Origin of the sequence: Thermoanaerobacter ethanolicus JW 200, assembly GCF_003722315.1 — a bacterium.
GTDB lineage: Bacteria > Bacillota > Thermoanaerobacteria > Thermoanaerobacterales > Thermoanaerobacteraceae > Thermoanaerobacter > Thermoanaerobacter ethanolicus.
In genome coordinates this window covers 1365412-1384521 of record NZ_CP033580.1, presented here as the reverse complement: position 1 = coordinate 1384521, position 19110 = coordinate 1365412, and the positions used below count along the sequence as shown (strand labels likewise).

Here is a 19110-nt window from a genome sequence, read left to right as displayed (position 1 = left end):
TTATTCTTTATATTCTTGCAATATCATTTCAGCTATTATTTCCATTGGAATTGACAAATCCATGCTCATCTTTCTCATAATTTTATAAGCTTCCTCTTCACTCAATCCTTTAGCTTTCATAATATACCCTTTTGCTTTTTCAATCTTTTTTCTCGCTTCAAGTTCATGCTTTAATTTTTGAATTTCTTCTTTCATGCTCCTAAACTTTTTGTAATTTTCTATGACAAATTCAACTGTCGACAAAAGTACCCCTCTGTCTACTGGTTTTAATAAATAAGAAAATACAGAATATTTTCTTATTTCCTCAAGAAAATCTCTTTGAAGAGTAGAAGTCATCAAAATTACAGGTGCTATATCATCTTCATTTATAATGCGTCCAACTTCAAAACCATTTATATTGGCAAGATTCAAATCCGCTATAACTAAATCAGGAGCGAGAGCGCGACAAAGCCTTATAGCACTTCCGCCATCTCTCGCTTCATAAACCAAGTGTCCATTCGCTAATAACACATTCTTTATGAACTGCCGAGACAAATCGCTACTGTCTGCTAAAACAATTCGCCATTGGCTCATCGAGACACCTCTAATTTAACTTAGAATTTAGAAAGATATTGATCTAATTCCCACTGAGTAACGTATATTTTGTACTCATCCCATTCTGCTCTTTTAGCCTCCAAGAATTTTGTATACACATGATCGCCTAATGCTTCTTTTATAACTTCATCCTTTTCTAACTCGTTTAAAGCTTCTTCTAAAGAGCCTGGCAGTCTTTCAATTCCTAAGTTTTCTAATTCTTCTTTATTCATATGGTATATATTTGCATTTACAGGTGGTGGCGGTGTTATATTATTCTTTATACCATCTAATCCTGCTGCCAATGCAACAGCCAAAGCAAGATAAGGATTGCTGGTTGGATCAGGACTTCTAAGCTCTATTCTTGTAGATTCTCCTCTTTTGGCAGGAATTCGTATTAAAGGACTTCTGTTTCTTGCAGACCAAGCAATATTTACAGGAGCTTCATAGCCTGAAACTAGGCGTTTATAAGAATTAACAATAGGGTTAGTAATAGCTGTCATAGCTTTTGCATGTTTTATAATTCCTCCTATATAGTTATAACATACTTTACTTAGCCCTATAGGGTCAGAAGGGTCATAAAAAGCATTTTTACCATCTTTTGTAAGTGACATGTTCATATGCATTCCAGAACCTGCAATGCCAAAAACTGGTTTTGGCATAAAGGTGGCGTGTAACCCATGTTTTTGAGCAATTATTCTTACCACCATTTTAAAAGTCATCACATTGTCAGCAGTAGTTAATGCATCGTCATATTTGAAATCTATCTCATGTTGTCCTGGTCCTACTTCATGATGAGATGCTTCAATTTGAAACCCTAGTTGCTTAAGAGTGGATACCATTTCTTTTCTTGCGCTTTCTCCTAAGTCCACAGGTGCCATGTCAAAATAACTTGCATCGTCTTGAGTTATTGTTGTAAGATTACCCTTTTCATCCGTCAAAAAGAGATAAAACTCGCATTCAGGCCCTACATTAAATTGATAACCTAATTTCTTCGCCTCTTCTAAATTTCTTTTTAAAACATAGCGAGGGTCTCCTTCAAAGGGAGTTCCATCGTAATTGTAAATATCACATATGAGTCTTGCCTCTACACCAGAGTTTGTCCTCCATGGGAAGATCACAAACGTATCAGGATCCGGCCTTAAATACATGTCTGATTCTTCAATTCTCACAAATCCGTCAATTGAAGATCCGTCAAACATAATTTCATTGTTGAGAGCTTTATTTAGTTCTTCTACTGGGATAGAAACATTTTTCATGACTCCAAAGATGTCACTGAATTGAAGATGTACATATTCCACTCCATACTCATTTGCCAGTTTTAAAACATCCTCTTTGCTATATTTTTTACCCATAATCTTCCTCCTCTAATAAATTAAGGGCGCACTCAAATAGGGTGCCAATACCCATTTGAAGACGCCCTTGCCTTCCCTATAAATTATTATTAAATTTTAACTAAGAAATATTATATCACATTTTTTTCACAGTGCAATATAGTTTTAATAATTTTTTGCTATTTTTTCTCTACTAGTATGTCAATGCCATCAATCCAGCCAGAAACTACGTTGAAAAGCCATGCTCCAAAAGCACTAACTATAGAAAAAATTATGCCATAAACTATTCCGCCAATGAGGCCACCAATTATTCCTGCACCAAAAGCTCCAAAGCTGTTTGCAAAAAGTCCACCAAATAAACCACCAATGAGTCCCAGAATTAGGCCTATCACAATCCCGTAAATCAAAGTAAATTTAAAAACTGACAAAACAGATATTTTTTTGAGTTTATAATTCCACATTTTAACACCTCCTTCCTTTTTTGAAATTTTAAATGTTTACGTTATAATTATATTATATCCAAAAATAATTATGCCTGTCTGTAGTTTCAGGGGGGATTTTATGAAAAGTTTTACAATAGTTATTCCATTTATAAAAAAGCACAAGTGGGATTACATAATAGGTATAATTTTTTTATTAGCAGTAGACTTGCTTCAAATGATAGTTCCCCATTTACTAGGTTCAGTAACTGATTTATTTAAAAGTAAAGATTTAACTCCAAAAGTACTATTAACGTATTCGTTTTGGATAATAGGTATAGCTATTTTGGTATTTGCTTTTAGATTTATTTGGCGTATGAAAATAATGGGGATGTCAAGGCTTTTGGAAAAAGAACTAAGGGAACAACTTTTTGCTAAGTTTCTTGAACTTTCGCCACAATATTACAATGAACACAAAACAGGTGATTTAATGGCTCATGCCACCAATGACATAAACGCCGTCAGAATGGCAGTAGGACCTGGAATTGTAATGTCTGTAGATGCATTATTTTTAGGCATATCCATAATAATCATAATGATTTTTACTATCGATCCAAAATTGACTATATTAGCACTTCTGCCTTTACCTATTATCGCATTGGTAGTCACTCGCTTTGGCAAACTCATTCACTCAAGATTTTTAAAAGTTCAAGAAGCTTTTTCCTCTTTAACAGATAAAGTTCAAGAAAGCATATCCGGTATCAGAGTTATTAAAGCCTTTGTTCAAGAAAAAGAAGAAATAGAAAACTTCAGACAGGAAAATTTAAGAAATTTTAAAACAAATATGAACATGATTAAAATCTGGGGATTATTTGACCCTACTGTTCAATTTTTAGCAGCATTAAGTTTTACAATAGCTTTGCTTTACGGTGGAATACAAGTAATAAAAGGGCTAATCACTTTGGGTGATTTTGTAGCATTTACCAGTTACCTTGGAATGCTCATCTGGCCTATGATGGCTTTTGGCTGGGTGATAAATATTTTTCAAAGAGGTTCTGCTTCTATGGAAAGGCTTAATAAAATTTTCAGTGAAGTACCAGAAATAACCGATAACTATGCAGATCCAAATATTACACTAATTGAAGGAAATATAGAAATAAAAAATCTCTCATTTTCTTATAAAAAAGGCCTACCTCCTGTTTTAAAAAATATAAATATAAGTCTTCCAAAGGGAAAAACTCTGGCTATAATAGGTAAAACCGGCAGTGGTAAAAGCACTCTTGTAAATTTACTTGCAAGACTTTATAAAGTACCGCAAGATACCATATTTATTGATGGGCATGACATCAACGAAATACCTTTAAAAGTTCTAAGACAAAACATGGGTTTTGTACCTCAGGACAACTTTATATTTTCAGATACTATAGCCAATAATATAGCCTTTGTCAATGAAGAGCCTCTAGAAAAAATACAAGAATTTGCTTCAATGGCAGATGTACATAAAGATATAATGGACTTTCCACAGCAATATCAAACAATTGTAGGCGAAAGAGGAGTAACTCTCTCAGGCGGTCAAAAGCAAAGGATAGCTATCGCAAGGGCTTTAATAAAAGAACCAAAAATCCTTATTTTAGATGATAGTCTCTCTGCTGTAGATACAAACACAGAAGAAACCATACTAAACAATTTACGCGAATATATGAAAGATAGAACAACTATAATCGTCTCTCATAGAATCTCTACTATAAAAAACGCTGATGAAATCATAGTATTAGATAATGGAGAAATAGTTGAAAGGGGAACCCATGAAGAACTTATTAAGCTAAAAGGTCTTTATAACAGCATATATGAAAAACAGCAATTAGAAGATGCAATATTAAAAGAGGTTTAAGGCGGTGATAAAATGGAATACCAACAAGAAGAAGTAATGACCAAACCTTTTGACATTAAAATAATGAAAAGGCTTTTGACATACGCTAAGCCTTACTGGTTGTACATTTTTATAGCAGCTGTAGGTATACTTTTAGTAACAGCATCAAACCTTTTACGACCATACCTCGTCCAAAAAGCTATTGATAACTATATAAATAATCCTAACATTCCTAAAGTAGAAGCAATAAATGGCGTTACACATATAGGGATTTTGTATTTAATAATCATAACTGTAGCCTTTATCATAAATTATGGACAGATTTATTTGATTCAATACACAGGTCAAAAAATAATTTTTAACTTAAGGCAACAGATATTTGAACATCTACAGAGTTTATCATTATCATTTTTTGATAAAAACCCTGTAGGAAGGTTGGTGACCCGTGTTACAAACGACACTGACACTTTAAATGAATTGTACACAAGTGTTATAGCAAACCTTTTTAATGACATCTTTATAATATTAGGAATAATCATTGCCATGGTAAGTTATAATGTAAAACTTGCATTAATCAGCCTCTCTACTACTCCGTTAATTATTGGAGGAATGTACATATACAGAAAATTAGCTTCACAAGCCTATAGACTTGTAAGAGTTCGCCTTGCCAGAATAAATGCTTTTCTTTCAGAACATATAAGTGGGATGAAAATTGTACAACTTTTTGTAACAGAGCATAAAAAAAGCAAAGAATTTGAAAAAATAAATAAAGATTATTATGACGCTAACATGAGGCAGCTTACAATTTTTGCAATATTCCGTCCTTCTATGGATGTAATATATTCTTTAACTTTGGCTCTTTTAATCTGGTATGGTGGGAAAGACATAATATCTCACAAAATTGAATTTGGCGTACTTTACGCTTTTGTAAATTATCTGCAACAACTGTTTCAGCCAATTTTTGATATATCAGAAAAATATGACATACTTCAATCGGCAATGGCTTCAGCAGAAAGAATTTTTATACTTTTAGATACAAAAGAACAAATAAAGGACCCTGAAAAACCTATTCCTTTGGAAGACATCCAAGGAAAAATAGAATTTAAAAATGTTTGGTTTTCTTACAACGGAAAAGAGTGGGTATTAAAAGATGTAAGTTTTGTGGTCAATCCTGGCGAGACAGTAGCTTTTGTAGGGGCAACTGGTGCAGGAAAAAGCTCTATAATAAGCCTTTTAAGTCGATTTTATGACATACAAAAAGGAGAAATTTTAATTGACGGAATTGACATAAGAAAAGTAAGGCAACAAGATTTAAGAAAACATATAGGTGTTGTATTACAAGATGTCTTTCTTTTTACGGGAGATATTAAATCAAACATAAGACTAAACAACAAAAACATAACAGACAACGATATTTACATGGTAGCAAAATATGTAAATGCTCATCACTTTATAAAAAAACTTCCAGAAGGCTATGAGTCAAAAGTAACCGAAAGAGGCTCCACTTTGTCAGCCGGTCAGAGACAGCTTTTAGCCTTTGCAAGAGCTTTAGCTTTTAATCCAAAAATATTAGTATTAGATGAAGCAACAGCGAATATTGATACAGAAACAGAAAGGCTTATACAAGATGCATTAAAAAAACTAACAAAAGGCCGTACTACCCTTGTAATAGCCCATAGACTATCTACAATACAGCATGCAGATAAAATAATTGTACTTCACAAGGGACGCATAAGAGAAATGGGTACTCACAACGAGCTTTTGCAAAAGAAAGGTCTGTATTATAACTTATATATGTTGCAGTACAAAGACCAATTAATAGAAAAAGAAGCATAAGTAGCATACTAAGATTTATGATGGACATACTATTTTTGAGGTGATAGTATGAGAAAATACTCTAAAATAGTATGTGCCATCTTTATTTTCTTACTTTTATTCAACTTATCAGGCTGTAAAAATAAACAACAAAATAAACCTCAAAAAAAGCCTCAAACAAGTCAAAAAACAGAAGTACCAAAAGAACTATCTAAAATAGAAAAAAATATAGAAAAAATAATAAAAGAAGCACAGAAAATAAAGGAAAAACCACAAAGTGATCAGGAAAAACAAAGTGATAAAGAAAAAAAAGATAAAAAGGAAGAGGATAAAAAATCACCAAAGAAAACTCCTGAAAATAAATCTTGGGAAGAAATTAACAAAGCAATAAAAGATATTCATACAGATTGGAACTCATTAACTCCTTTAGTTACTAAAGAAGGAGCAAAATTAAATCTAATAAATAGTATGAGTGCCGCTATAAATGACCTTACTATTATAGCAAATAAAAAATCAAAAATTGATGTTTTGATATATGCAAATAATGTGTATAAATATATTCCTGATTTAGAAGACCTTTTTCAAACAGAGGCAACTACTGACATAAAACGATTAAAATTTTACGCTCAAGATATCGCTTTTAAAAGTGAAGTGCAAAAGTGGGAAGAAATTTCAAAAGATTTGATAGATATAAATTCTGTGTGGCAAACTTTTAAGCCAAAACTTCCTAAAGAAGCAAAAAATTCAGCTGACAAATTTGAGGCAGGAATTACTGAATTACAAAAAGCAATAAAATCTCAAAATAAAGTTTTAACTAAAATAAAGGCAGAAGTACTTTTACAAGATATAAAATCTCTTGAAAAAACTGCAAAAGCCTAAAAAGTAAAAAATTACTTTTTAGGCTTTTTGTTCATCTGTAATCCTTATTTTATTGACTTCATATAATAATAATGATATATTTTAAATTAAATAAACCTGCTTTAATGCAGTATAATTGAAATATTGTCATAATTTTAGAACTTTAGAGGAGGATAATAATGGGAGTTAATGTAGCAATTGTAGGAGCTACCGGAATGGTAGGTAGGACTTTTCTTAAAGTAATGGAAGATAGAAATTTCCCAGTTGACAAACTTTATTTATTTGCTTCGTCAAAATCTGCAGGTCAAAAAATCACATTTAGAGGTAATGAATACATTGTAGAAGAACTTACTGAAGAAAGTTTTAAAAGAGACATTCAAATCGCTCTTTTTTCTGCTGGTGCAACTATAAGCAAACAATTCGCTCCAATAGCTGCTTCTCATGGCGTAGTCGTAATTGACAATTCCAGCGCTTGGAGAATGGATGAAAATGTACCTTTGGTTGTCCCTGAAGTAAATCCTCAAGACATTTCATGGCACAAAGGAATAATAGCAAATCCCAATTGCTCTACCATTCAAATGGTAGTTCCTTTAAAGCCTCTTCACGACAAATATAAAATAAAAAGAATAGTGGTATCCACCTATCAAGCAGTGTCTGGAGCAGGTAAAAAAGGTGTAGATGACCTTGAAAGAAGTTTAAGAGGAGAACCATGCCAAGTATTCCCTCATCCTATTGCAAACAACTGTATTCCTCACATTGATTCTTTCGCACCAAACGGATACACAAAGGAAGAATTAAAGATGATAAACGAAACCAAGAAGATCATGGGAGATAGTTCAATAAAGGTATCTCCAACCACAGTAAGAGTACCTGTTGCAAACTCTCACAGCGAATCTGTCAATGTAGAATTTGCAAGGCCTTATGAAATGGAAGAACTAATAGAAGTCTTAAAACATGCCCCGGGAGTTGTTGTACAAGACGATCCTCAAAATAATATTTATCCTCTTGCAACTTATGCTACAGGAAAAGATGAAGTTTTTGTAGGTAGAATAAGAAGAGATGAGACAGTTTACAGCGGTCTTAACATGTGGATTGTAGCCGACAACATAAGAAAAGGAGCGGCAACAAATGCCGTTCAAATAGCAGAACTTTTAATTAAAAATATGTGAAAGGAGAATAATTATGCCTGTTTTTAAAGGGTCAGGTGTCGCTATTGTTACTCCATTTAACGAAGAGGGCGTAAATTTTGAAAAACTTGGCGAGCTTATTGAATGGCATATCAAAGAAGGAACTGATGCTATCATCATATGTGGTACCACTGGTGAAGCCTCTACAATGACACAAGAAGAGCAACAAGCGGCAATTAAATTTACAGTAGAGAAAGTCGCCGGAAGAATACCAGTAATTGCAGGAACCGGTTCTAACAACACTGCCCATGCTGTTGAAATGAGTGAATATGCTCAATCTGCAGGTGCTGATGCTCTTTTAGTTATAACACCCTATTACAACAAAACAACACAAAAGGGATTAGTGGCTCACTTTACTGAAATAGCAAGACACGTAGACATACCTATTATTATCTATAATGTCCCCAGCAGGACATCTCTCAACATGCTGCCAGAAACTTATCTTGAATTGAGTAAACATGTAGACAACGTAGTTGGAGTAAAAGAAGCCAGTGGTGACATCGTACAGGTAGCTGAAATTGCCCGCATTATGGGTAAATCTTTTGAAATATACTCAGGAAATGACGACCAAGTAATACCAATAATGTCTTTAGGCGGCTTAGGCGTAATATCCGTCACGGCAAATATAATCCCGGCAAAAATACATGAAATGACAACCGCTTATTTAAATGGAGATATTGAAAGGGCAAGAGACATGCAGTTAGAACTTAATCCTCTAAATAAAGCCCTTTTTATAGAAACAAATCCTATACCCGTAAAAACTGCTATGAACTTAATGGGATTTAATGTAGGACCTTTGCGCCTCCCACTTGTTGAAATGAGCGATAAAAACTTAGAATATCTGAAATCTGTTCTTACAAAATACGGTTTGCTGAAGGAGGCAAATTAATGATTAGAATCATAATTCACGGTTGCAATGGAAAAATGGGAAAAGTAATAACAAAATTGGCAGCAGAAAATCCTGATTTCAAAGTCGTAGCAGGAGTAGATAAAAATACTTCTCCTCTCGACTTTCCTGTTTACAGCGATTTAAAAGATGTAAAAGAAGAAGCAGATGTAGTAATTGACTTTTCATACCATGAAGCTGTACCTAATTTAGTGAAAGCCGCTCTACAAAAGAAGCTTCCTGTAGTCATTGCCACGACTGGACTTAGTGAAGAAGAATTAAAGGTCATAGAAGAAGCATCAAAAGAAATACCGATTTTTAAATCTGCCAATATGTCCCTTGGAGTAAACATACTTATAAACCTTGTAAAAGAAGCTGCAAAAATCTTACAGCAGGATTTTGACATAGAAATAATAGAAAAGCATCACAATATGAAAAAAGACGCTCCAAGTGGCACTGCGTTAATGATTGCAGATAGCATAAACCAAGTGCTAAATGACAAAAAGGAATACGTGTATGGACGCCATACTAAAACTGAACAGAGAAAGCCAAACGAGTTAGGAATACACGCAGTAAGGGGCGGCACAATTGTGGGTGAACATCAAGTAATTTTTGCAGGTCACGATGAAGTAATCACCATAAGTCACTCTGCCCAATCCCGTGAAATTTTTGGTTATGGTGCCCTACAAGCTGCAAAATTCATAATAAATCAAAAACCTGGCTTATATACAATGGAAGACCTTGTGAAGAAAGGATGATAATTTTGAGCACAAATGATAACTTGACAAACCCTTATGAAATTGCAAAATATATCAAAGAAGCGAAAAAAACCACACCTGTTAGAGCTTACATACAAGGGAATATAGAAATTGAAGAAACCGAAGAATTAGAAGTATATGGCTGTGACAACTTTAAAATCGTCTTTGGAGAACTAGATGTCGTTGAAAAATTGATTGAAGCAAATAAAGATAAAATAAAACATTATCGCTTAGAGTACGACCGCAGAAATTCTGCAATTCCTTTGCTGGATATTAAGCATCTTGACGCGAGAATAGAACCAGGTGCAATAATTAGAGATCGAGTAAAAATAGGCAAAAACGCTGTGATAATGATGGGGGCAGTAATAAACATAGGTGCAGAAATTGGTGAAAATTCTATGATAGATATGAACGCAGTAATAGGCGCCAGAGGAATTATAGGCAAAAACGTCCATGTAGGAGCTGGAGCTGTTATAGCCGGGGTATTAGAACCCCCCAGCAGTGTACCAGTTGTGCTTGAAGATAACGTACTTGTCGGGGCAAACGCAGTTATATTAGAAGGAGTAAGAGTAGGTCATGGAGCTGTTGTAGCAGCAGGATCAGTTGTGACAGAAGATGTACCACCTAACACAGTAGTTGCAGGAGTTCCAGCAAAGATTGTAAAAATAGTAGACGACAAAACCCGTGAAAAAACAAAACTCATGGAAGACTTGCGAGGTTAAATAAAACACCCGATTTTGTCGGGTGTTTTAATATTCTATTCCGTATCTCGCTGGTATTCCTTTTTCAAAAGGATGTTTAATCGCTTTCATCTCTGTAACCAAATCCGCTTTTTCAATTATCTCCTGAGGAGCACTCCTTCCTGTCAAAACCAATTCCATCTCCGTCGGTTTCATATCTATTAACTTTAACACATCTTCCACTGTGTACATTTTACTATGTATTGCCGCCATTATCTCATCTAAAATTAAAATATCGCACTTTTTGTTTTGGAGGACATCTACAACAAATTCATAGGCTTTCTTCATATCTTCAGCAAGAATCTTCTTTTCCTCTTCATTTAAACTCCAAAAAAACTTTTCTGTTGATTGAAACCTAAAAACCTTGAAATTTTCAATATTCTTAAGTGTATGCAACTCCCCTGTATCCGTGCCTTTCAGAAATTGTACCATATAAACTTTAAAGCCTCTTCCCACCGCTCTTATGCCAAGTCCAATAGAAGCCGTCGTCTTTCCTTTGCCATCTCCAGTATAAACTTGTATAAGTCCTCTCTCCAAAACTCATTCCCCCTTGTGTCCTCTGTTATTTCCATTCTAACTCTTTTGTAATTCTTTTTCAACCACTTCCATTCTCGTAATAGAAACCTCATAAGCGACCTTTGTAACCACTTCATCGCCCAGTTTTTTTTGGTATTCCCTACTCTGTACTCTTCCCCATAAACGTATACGATCTCCTATTTCTAACTTTTCAGAAAACCTTGCATTTCTTCCCCACGCTATGACAGGTATGTAATCAGATTTGTTATAAGGCCTATTTACCGCAATTAATAAATCAGTTATCTCTCTCCCAAAAGGAGTAGTTCTATAAACAGGTTTTTTACAAATAAAGCCGTCCAAAAAAATTTCATTTGGATTTTTTACTACTTCCTCCTCAGGTATCGTCATTATGTCCCGGGCAAATATGGTCAAAATTAATTTATTTTTCCCTTCTTCTGGAGATTTCCTATTATAAGACCTCAATTGCCCTTCAATCTTTACCCTTGTGCCTACCTGTAAATTCATACCTTCAAACAGGCGGTTAGAAATAGTAACCGGAAGATAATCCTTTGTTTCACTCAATCTTGGCACTTCCAAAATAAAATTAAAAAATTCTTCGCCATATAGTTCATGACTGTACTCTAAATCAGTAAAAATTTTTCCTACAACTACAACTACGTTGTTCTCCAAAAAGTTGCCTGCCATGTGTTCACTCTCCCCTTCCCCTTATGTGTCCTTCTAAAAATATATATTAAAATTGGAAAGCATTTATGACAGGTGGCAAAAGTAATCGTTAAAATTATCTTCAAAAAATTTATCACCGCCCACTATTCTCAAAGGTTTTAACCACATTTTGTATATCTTTAATTTCATATCCTAAAATTAATAATAAAGTTATTACAAATAATGAGTTATATATATTATACTGTCCAGGAACTTTTATTTCAACAGGTATTTCCATTGGCTCTATCAATTTGCCCTTTAAATTAAAAAAAGTCCTTTGTACGCAATAATTAAATTCATAACCTTCATCTTCATAAGATATTGAAGAAGCAGTAATGGAAGATTTTGGATTTAAACCGCATGTTATAAGGGTAGAATTTATTCCCTGTGCAAAGAGTTTATTTGATAGCTCATCATCTGCATTTGTTATTATAATACCGCTCGGAAAATTATAAATATAATTTTTTAACTTGTGAAAATCCTCATCACATAGAATATCAGAGATAATTAAAATATCTGCTCTCTCTTTATAATTCTTTAACTCTTCTATCACAATTTCTTTAGAATGTACACAGTAGGATAAAAATTTTATAATAGAACTTTTTTCTGAACTTCCTCCTACAAATATATGTACCATATAATCAGCTCCTATTTTTAATGCTATTCTTATTCTTTTACAAAAGTAAAATTTTATAATGTAAAATATATGCAATATAGGAAGGCTTCTGCCTTCCTATATTGCAAACCAGTGGTGTCCTATCACATTTGTAATTGTCCTTGTCCATATCCACCAAGAAGTTGAAGTAGCTGGATTGAAGAAGTATAGGGCTCCTCCTGTTGGGTCCCATCCGGCTAAAGCTGCATCTGCTGCTTTAAAAGCTGTAAGGTCAGGTTCGTGATTGAAAAATTCACCATTCGTTACAGACTCAAAAGCATCTGGCTGATATATAACTCCTGCTACAGTATTTGGGAAAATACCGCTTTTTACTCTATTCAAAATCACCGCACCTACAGCGACCTGACCCTCAAAGCTTTCTCCACGAGCTTCAGCATAAATCATTTTTGCGATTAAATATCTGTCAACAAGATAATTGTAATAAGCACTATTTTCATCTACTGGCACCACTAATTTTTCACCAGGATATATCAAATCGCTCCAATTCCCATTTGCCTGTTTTATGTTATTTACATCACTACCATACCATTTCGCTATTAAATACAATGATTCACCTTTTGAAACAACGTGGATTTTGTCGTAAGCGTATGCCGAAGTAATTCCTCCAAATAGCATTATAAATATCATTAAATATGCTACAGCAATTTTCAAAATTTTATTCTTCATCATGAGTTTCCTCCTTTCTATTGTTGCGCAATAGCAGGAGTTAATTCGATTACAATTATAAACTCTCGCATCAATATTGTCATCCTTTGTATTTCCCGATAATTCTCCGTTAATTAAAAATATCTCCAGAATGATATATTATAGTGGTATATTCTTAGATATACTAATCTATGGATGATTCCCATTTTTCCCAAAATTATCACCCAACATAATTTCAAATATTTCTACTATTCCTTTTTCTTTTAACTCATTATACTTCATAGCAATAAACTCATAAAAATCATATTTGTCTATTTCCCTTTCAATTTCAGAGGAAATGATTAAAAATTTATCAAAATTTATCGTTTTACTTTTCCCTACATTAAAATAAACGGAGGGCAACAGAGTAAGATCAATTTTTAAAAAATTTCTCTTCGTTTCGTAATTCATTAAAAAAGCTTTAGAACAAAGCAATTGAATGATAGATTTTAATTCTCCAATATTTCCCTCATACTGCAAAGACAAAAGTAAAGAAATTAACTCTGGATGTACAATAATATTTAAGTTTAGCCGTTTGGCTTCTTCTTTAAAAAGGTAAACAATTATCTCAATTTTCTCGTTTAGAGGCCTTCCCTCAAAAGATGGCAGTTGGATGATAACTGGTATTCGTCTCATAAAAGTTTTTAAAAGAAAAGAATCAGGTTTTTCTGTAGTAGCTGCTATAATCATTAAGTTAGCCGTTCTTTCAACAGTATCTCCTAATCTCCGATATACTCCTTTGTCAATAAGATAAAATAACATTTCTTGGCCTTCTGGAGGTAATCTGTGAACCTCGTCAAGGAATAATATCCCTTTATCAGCTTTTTCGACTAAACCTATCTTATCTACATCAGCTCCAGTATAGGCTCCTTTAACATGTCCAAACAAATGAGACATAAGAAGTTGAGGATTGTTATAGTAATCCGCACAGTTTAATACTTCAAGAGGTCCTACCCTACCATTTTGAAGACTGAATTTGTACATCATCTCTGCGAAAAAAGATTTACCAGAGCCAGGCGGTCCTATGATAAGAGTGTGGAGCCCATAAGGAGGATATAATACAGCTGCTTTGGCCTGTTCTATTTGTCCTTTGAGGCTGCCATCATGTCCTATTATATTTTCAAAAGCACATTCTTTTTCTTTCCTTAAGTTTAAAAAATCAATTAAGTCTTTTAGAAGCATTTCTTCCTTAACCTTATTCCCTAAAAAATAAGCTAATCTATTTTTTTCAATATAATACACAGGTTTTGAAATAATTTTAACTATTTTCCCTTCTCTTACAAGATGATTTAAAATAAAAGACACATTTGGTCGAGCCATTTTTAGCAATTGTGCTACTTCTTCTGTAGTGATTCCACCTTTTCTACTTATCAAAAAATTTTGAATATCAAATTCTTTACTTTTTTCTACAATAATATTATAAATTTTTTCCTTATTAGTCATATAAAACACCACCTTAATTAATAAACCTCCTACCAAAAGGCAGGAGGTTATATATAAATGTTGGTAGCCCGGCTATCATAGCAAAACTGTTGCATTAGACCCGTAGCTTTGCGTCCCCGCCTTTCGACGAGTTTGCCTTTTTCAACAAAAATTTATCTAATTTTCCTATATTACTATTTCGACATAAATATGAATTTTCCTTCTATTTTTAAAAAAGATTTTTTCTACATAATTCGTTAAATTTATACTAATTTCTAAATGTATGTGTTTTATGCATTCTTTTGTGTATCAAAAATGTGTATAAAAAATTATACACATTAAAAACTTTTATTAATTTTGTCTATATACAGTAAATTGGCATAAAAATTGCTTGAGTTTTATTATAGAAAATAAATCTTACAGAAAGGAGATGATGAATAGAAGAAAGAAACAGTTTCACTTAGCGACTAGAAGGGCTGACTTAAATTTTAAAAAATATTAAATTTTTAAGGAGGTAAGAAAAAATGAAGAACCGACAAACATTAAAAGCTTTACTGGCTTTTGTGTTAATTGTAGCTTTAATGTCGCTAAGTGGAGTATTAGTCCAAGCTCAGCCCAACTTAACAAACTTATCTGGCGACTCTCCAACAAAAAATTACTCGCCTCAAATTCAAAAAGTTTTGATGCAAGATTCTAACAAAAACAAAATCTTTGATAACTTGGAAGCAAAGCTTACTGATAAGCCTGACAGTGCGGAATTCCCTGTCATAATAACCTTCAACAAAAACATAGATGATAACGAACTATTAAATATTTCTAAATCCATTGGAAAGTTTAATATAAAGCATAAATACAAAATTATTCCAGGAGTTGCTGCTACTTTAACTAAAGGACAAATAAACGCTTTGTCAAAATTAGATATAGTAAAGCAAATTGAGTATGACGAGCCTGTATATGCGACATTAGACACTGCAACAAAATGGTTTGGCGTTACAAAAGCGAGAAGTGACTTTGGCGTAACTGGAGACAAAGATGGTAATCCTTCCTCTTACTCCAAGAATGATATAGTAATAGCAGTTATTGATACAGGTATTGATGGATCCCATGTTGACCTTGCTGGTGGCAAAATAATAGGATGGCAAGATTTTGTAAACGGTAAAACTACCCCTTACGATGATAATGGACATGGAACTCATGTAGCAAGCATTGCGGCAGGCACTGGGACAGGGAACAACCTTTATACAGGTGTTGCTCCTGGTGCAGCTTTGGTAGGAATAAAAGTACTCGATTCAAATGGAAGCGGAAGTATGAGCACTGTAACGGCAGGAATTGATTGGGCTGTTCAAAACAAAGATGTATACGGAATCAAAGTTATAAATTTAAGCCTCGGCACTTCTACAAGTTCTGATGGAACTGACTCTACCTCATTAGCAGTAAACAGCGCCGTAGATAGCGGAATTGTAGTAGTAGTTGCAGCTGGAAATTCAGGCCCTGCAAGGTACACCATAGGATCACCTGGTGCAGCAGAAAAAGCCATAACCGTTGCAGCAATGGCGGATGTAGGAGAACTTGGATTCAACCTTGCAAGCTTCTCCAGCCGTGGTCCCACAGCTGACGGAAGGATAAAACCTGACATTGCAGCACCCGGATACAATATAACTGCCGCAAAAGCAAACTCTATAAATGGTTATGTGACATACAGTGGCACAAGCATGGCAACACCTTTTGTAGCAGGTACAGTAGCCCTTATGCTCAATGCAAATATAAGCCTTGCACCACTTGATGTAAAAAATATAATAATGACTACTGCAAAAAGTTGGGGTCCTCCAAGCAAAAACATTGACTATGGTGTAGGAAGATTGGATGCATATGAAGCAATTAAAACAGCTGGAAATTTCACAGGAACTAATATATCTGTGCCAAACCATTATTATGCTAAAGATTCACTCCCTGGGTCTCGTTACAGTGACATTTGGACATTTAACGTGACAGACACATCATATCCTATTGCAATAACTTTCATAATACCTGATTGGGCAAACTATAACCCTGATTTCGATATATACCTCTATGACCCCACCGGTACTCTTGTTAAAAGTTCAACTGGAACACAAAGGCAGGAAACAATAACATATATTCCAACACAAACGGGAACCTATTATATCAAAGTATATTCATATAGAGGCAGTGGAAATTATTACTTTGATTTAAGTACGGGCGGCGGTTCACTCACCCTTTCAAATAACGATATATAAAAATTAAAGAAGTATGGTGCCGATTGGCTCCATACTTCTTTAATTTTTGCGACTTTCTACTTTATTTTCTCCTTTTTCAAGTAAAATTTTTTCGTCAAAGCAGTAGATTTCTATAGGCTCTCCTTCTAATAGTGCAAACACAACACTTTCTTTGGTTAATTTGACATTTATTTTTCTACCTTTGTATCTCACATTAAAAGAGAGCAAATTCCATTCTTTTGGCAATCTCGGCTCAAAATGCAGTTCATTTGTATAAACCCTCATTCCACCAAAACCATTCACAACTGCGCTCCATGTTCCCGCCATAGAAGCAGCATGAATTCCGTCCTTAGCATTGTCATTGTAGTCGTCCAAATCCATTCTTGCAGTCATCATAAAGTATTTATAAGCTTTGTCAGTATATCCTATTTCATTGGCTAGTATGCTAAATATAGCTGGCGACAAGGAGGAGTCGTGAGTGGTAATAGGTTCATAATAATCGTAATTCTTTTTAAGTTCATCTTTAGTAAATTTTTCTCTCTGTAAAAACATCAAAAGCAACACATCAGGCTGTTTACATATTTGATATCTATAAATATTTAGGTAATGCCAGTGCAACAAAAGTGGAAATTGATCTTGTGGTATTTCATCCCCTGTTATCCTTTCTTTATACAAAAAGCTGTCATCCTGTGGTATAATATCAAGTTCTTTTGAATAAGGAAGGTACATATTGTCAGCAGCTTTTTTCCACGCATTAATTTCTTGATCTTTTAGATTTAACTTAGAAGCAATTTTTTGGTATTTCTCAGGCACTTCTTTTTTCATTTTATTTGAAATATCATAAGCGTATTCCAAATTCATCTTTGCCATGTAATTAGTATAGGCGTTATTATCAACCAATGCAGTGTACTCATCTGGACCAGTTACACAGTTTATGCAAAATTTATTGTCTTTAAGAGGAATATACGCCCCTAAATCTTCCCAAAACCTTGCTGTCTCAAACACTATTTCACAGCCATAGTCATAAAGAAAATCCACGTCATTCGTCGCTTCTACATATCTTTTCAAAGCATAAACTATATCAGCATTTATGTGATACTGTGCCGTGCCAGCTGGAAAGTAAGCAGAACATTCAGGACCATCTATCGTTCTCCAAGGATACAAAGCTCCTTTGTGACCTAATTCCTTTGCCCTGGATCTTGCTGCATCCAAAAGATTATACCTGTACATTACCAAAGCTTTTGCAATTTCAGGCTTTGTATAAAGAAAGAAAGGCATTATATAGATATCAGAATCCCAAAAATAATGGCCTTCATAACCTTCTCCAGTCAGCCCTTTTGCTGCAATATTTGTCTTTCCATCTCTTCCGACAGATTGAAGTAGATGAAATTCATTAAAGCGTATGCCTTGCTGCAGAGCTTTATCTCCTTCTATGATTACATCAGCATCTTTCCAAAAAGAATTCAAAAATTCTTCCTGCTCTTTTTCTATCGTTTCAAAGCCGTCATTTTTGGCTTTTTCTATTTCTTCTAAAGCAAGAACAACTAATTTATTTTCATCAAAATCCTTTGAAGTGTAATAGGAAATAAATTTATTCAATGTGTATGAGGTGCCTTTTTCAGCCTCTAGATCTACAATTACTTTTACTCCATCTTCTTCTAAACTATTTGAGACTTCATATTTACTATCTCCCACTAATACATTGTCTATCGCGCAAACATAGGAGAAATTACTCTTTTGCGTCTTTTGAACAATCCACCCTTTTAAACCCTCTACACTTTTATCTATAGTCTTTAAAACCTTTCCTTTTAAATTTGACCCTACTCTTACATCTTCACTATCATTTATATTTGAAACATTTCCGTCAATAGCGGAAACAAATCTAATTTTTCCGGTAAAATTTACAGGTTCCACAGTAAAAGAAATCGCCGCTAAATGTTGTCTATTTAATGATACAATTCTCTTTATTTTTACCTCTAAAATTTTTCCTGTAGGAGATTCCCATTTTACTTTTCTTTCTACAAAACCTTTCTTCATGTCAAGTACTCTCTCATAAAAGAGGATTTTCCCTTGTAACAAATCAAACTTTTCCCCATCTACATATAATTTTATTATTTTACTATCAGCCACATTTAACATCGTCTGCCCTATTTTTGCAAAACCATATCCCCCTTCAGGGTAAACTATATCGTGTATTTCATAAAATCCATTGATATACGTCCCATTAAAAGAGGTATTTTTAGGCCCTGAATATCCTTCTTCAAAAGTTCCTCTCATTCCAATATATCCATTTGCTAAAGCAAAAATAGTTTCATTTCTGTAGTTAGTGTCTATACTAAACTGCGTCTCTCTTATAACCCAATCTTCAAAAGGGTAAATTGGTTTCTTCGTTTTGTTGGCCATATCCATCCTCCA

At 34.0% G+C, this 19110-nt stretch carries 17 protein-coding genes and 1 riboswitch; of the genes, 8 read left to right on the top strand and 9 right to left on the bottom strand.

What is annotated here, in order from left to right:
• The 3 genes from EB239_RS06785 to EB239_RS06775 all read right to left on the bottom strand — a co-directional run bounded on the left by EB239_RS06785 (position 1) and on the right by EB239_RS06775 (position 2368).
• Positions 1-573, bottom strand: a complete 573-nt coding sequence (locus EB239_RS06785; RefSeq protein ID WP_003870302.1) for an ANTAR domain-containing response regulator — start codon at positions 571-573, stop codon at positions 1-3.
• A gap of 20 nt (positions 574-593) precedes the next feature.
• Positions 594-1928: a type I glutamate--ammonia ligase gene (gene glnA, locus EB239_RS06780; RefSeq protein ID WP_003870303.1), complete on the bottom strand. Its 1335-nt coding sequence runs from the start codon at positions 1926-1928 to the stop codon at positions 594-596.
• Between the two features lie 158 nt (positions 1929-2086).
• The gene (locus EB239_RS06775) at positions 2087-2368 is read right to left on the bottom strand and encodes a hypothetical protein (RefSeq protein WP_003870304.1); all 282 of its coding nucleotides are present in this window, start codon (positions 2366-2368) and stop codon (positions 2087-2089) included.
• A 100-nt stretch (positions 2369-2468) separates the two neighbouring features.
• Between EB239_RS06775 and EB239_RS06770 the strand changes: the two genes are divergently transcribed.
• The 7 genes from EB239_RS06770 (at position 2469) to dapD (ending at position 10422) form a co-directional block, all read left to right on the top strand.
• A complete protein-coding gene (locus EB239_RS06770; RefSeq protein WP_003870305.1) occupies positions 2469-4217 on the top strand; it encodes an ABC transporter ATP-binding protein in 1749 nt (582 codons plus the stop codon).
• A gap of 12 nt (positions 4218-4229) precedes the next feature.
• A complete protein-coding gene (locus EB239_RS06765) occupies positions 4230-6032 on the top strand; it encodes an ABC transporter ATP-binding protein (protein ID WP_003870306.1) in 1803 nt (600 codons plus the stop codon).
• 48 nt (positions 6033-6080) lie between these two features.
• Positions 6081-6890, top strand: a complete 810-nt coding sequence (locus EB239_RS06760) for a hypothetical protein (protein ID WP_003870307.1) — start codon at positions 6081-6083, stop codon at positions 6888-6890.
• Between the two features lie 158 nt (positions 6891-7048).
• Positions 7049-8038: an aspartate-semialdehyde dehydrogenase gene (locus EB239_RS06755; protein WP_003870308.1), complete on the top strand. Its 990-nt coding sequence runs from the start codon at positions 7049-7051 to the stop codon at positions 8036-8038.
• Between the two features lie 13 nt (positions 8039-8051).
• On the top strand, positions 8052-8945 hold the full coding sequence (gene dapA / locus EB239_RS06750; protein WP_003870309.1) for a 4-hydroxy-tetrahydrodipicolinate synthase: 894 nt from the start codon (positions 8052-8054) through the stop codon (positions 8943-8945).
• Positions 8945-9700, top strand: a complete 756-nt coding sequence (gene dapB / locus EB239_RS06745) for a 4-hydroxy-tetrahydrodipicolinate reductase (protein ID WP_003870310.1) — start codon at positions 8945-8947, stop codon at positions 9698-9700. The genes dapA and dapB overlap by 1 nt, the downstream gene beginning before the upstream one ends.
• The gene (gene dapD, locus EB239_RS06740; protein WP_003870311.1) at positions 9697-10422 is read left to right on the top strand and encodes a 2,3,4,5-tetrahydropyridine-2,6-dicarboxylate N-acetyltransferase; all 726 of its coding nucleotides are present in this window, start codon (positions 9697-9699) and stop codon (positions 10420-10422) included. The genes dapB and dapD overlap by 4 nt, the downstream gene beginning before the upstream one ends.
• A gap of 27 nt (positions 10423-10449) precedes the next feature.
• Here the strand turns inward: dapD and EB239_RS06735 are convergent, their stop codons facing one another.
• The 5 genes from EB239_RS06735 to EB239_RS06715 form a co-directional block, all read right to left on the bottom strand.
• Positions 10450-10977, bottom strand: coding sequence for a cob(I)yrinic acid a,c-diamide adenosyltransferase (locus EB239_RS06735; protein ID WP_003870312.1), 528 nt, complete (start codon positions 10975-10977; stop codon positions 10450-10452).
• A gap of 36 nt (positions 10978-11013) precedes the next feature.
• Positions 11014-11661, bottom strand: coding sequence for a single-stranded DNA-binding protein (locus EB239_RS06730; RefSeq protein WP_003870313.1), 648 nt, complete (start codon positions 11659-11661; stop codon positions 11014-11016).
• 112 nt (positions 11662-11773) lie between these two features.
• Positions 11774-12316 carry a Mur ligase family protein gene (locus EB239_RS06725; protein ID WP_003870314.1) on the bottom strand — a complete coding sequence of 181 codons (543 nt, stop codon included), beginning with the start codon at positions 12314-12316 and terminating at the stop codon, positions 11774-11776.
• Between the two features lie 96 nt (positions 12317-12412).
• The gene (locus tag EB239_RS06720; RefSeq protein WP_003870315.1) at positions 12413-13021 is read right to left on the bottom strand and encodes a cell wall hydrolase; all 609 of its coding nucleotides are present in this window, start codon (positions 13019-13021) and stop codon (positions 12413-12415) included.
• Between the two features lie 168 nt (positions 13022-13189).
• Entirely contained in the window at positions 13190-14482 is a 1293-nt protein-coding gene (locus EB239_RS06715) for a sigma 54-interacting transcriptional regulator (RefSeq protein ID WP_003870316.1), read from the bottom strand.
• 59 nt (positions 14483-14541) lie between these two features.
• Positions 14542-14629, bottom strand: a riboswitch (cyclic di-GMP riboswitch).
• A 356-nt stretch (positions 14630-14985) separates the two neighbouring features.
• Between EB239_RS06715 and EB239_RS06710 the strand changes: the two genes are divergently transcribed.
• A complete protein-coding gene (locus tag EB239_RS06710; RefSeq protein WP_003870317.1) occupies positions 14986-16716 on the top strand; it encodes a S8 family serine peptidase in 1731 nt (576 codons plus the stop codon).
• A gap of 39 nt (positions 16717-16755) precedes the next feature.
• Here the strand turns inward: EB239_RS06710 and EB239_RS06705 are convergent, their stop codons facing one another.
• Positions 16756-19098: a glycoside hydrolase family 65 protein gene (locus EB239_RS06705; protein WP_003870318.1), complete on the bottom strand. Its 2343-nt coding sequence runs from the start codon at positions 19096-19098 to the stop codon at positions 16756-16758.
• Positions 19099-19110: the final 12 nt, after the last annotated feature.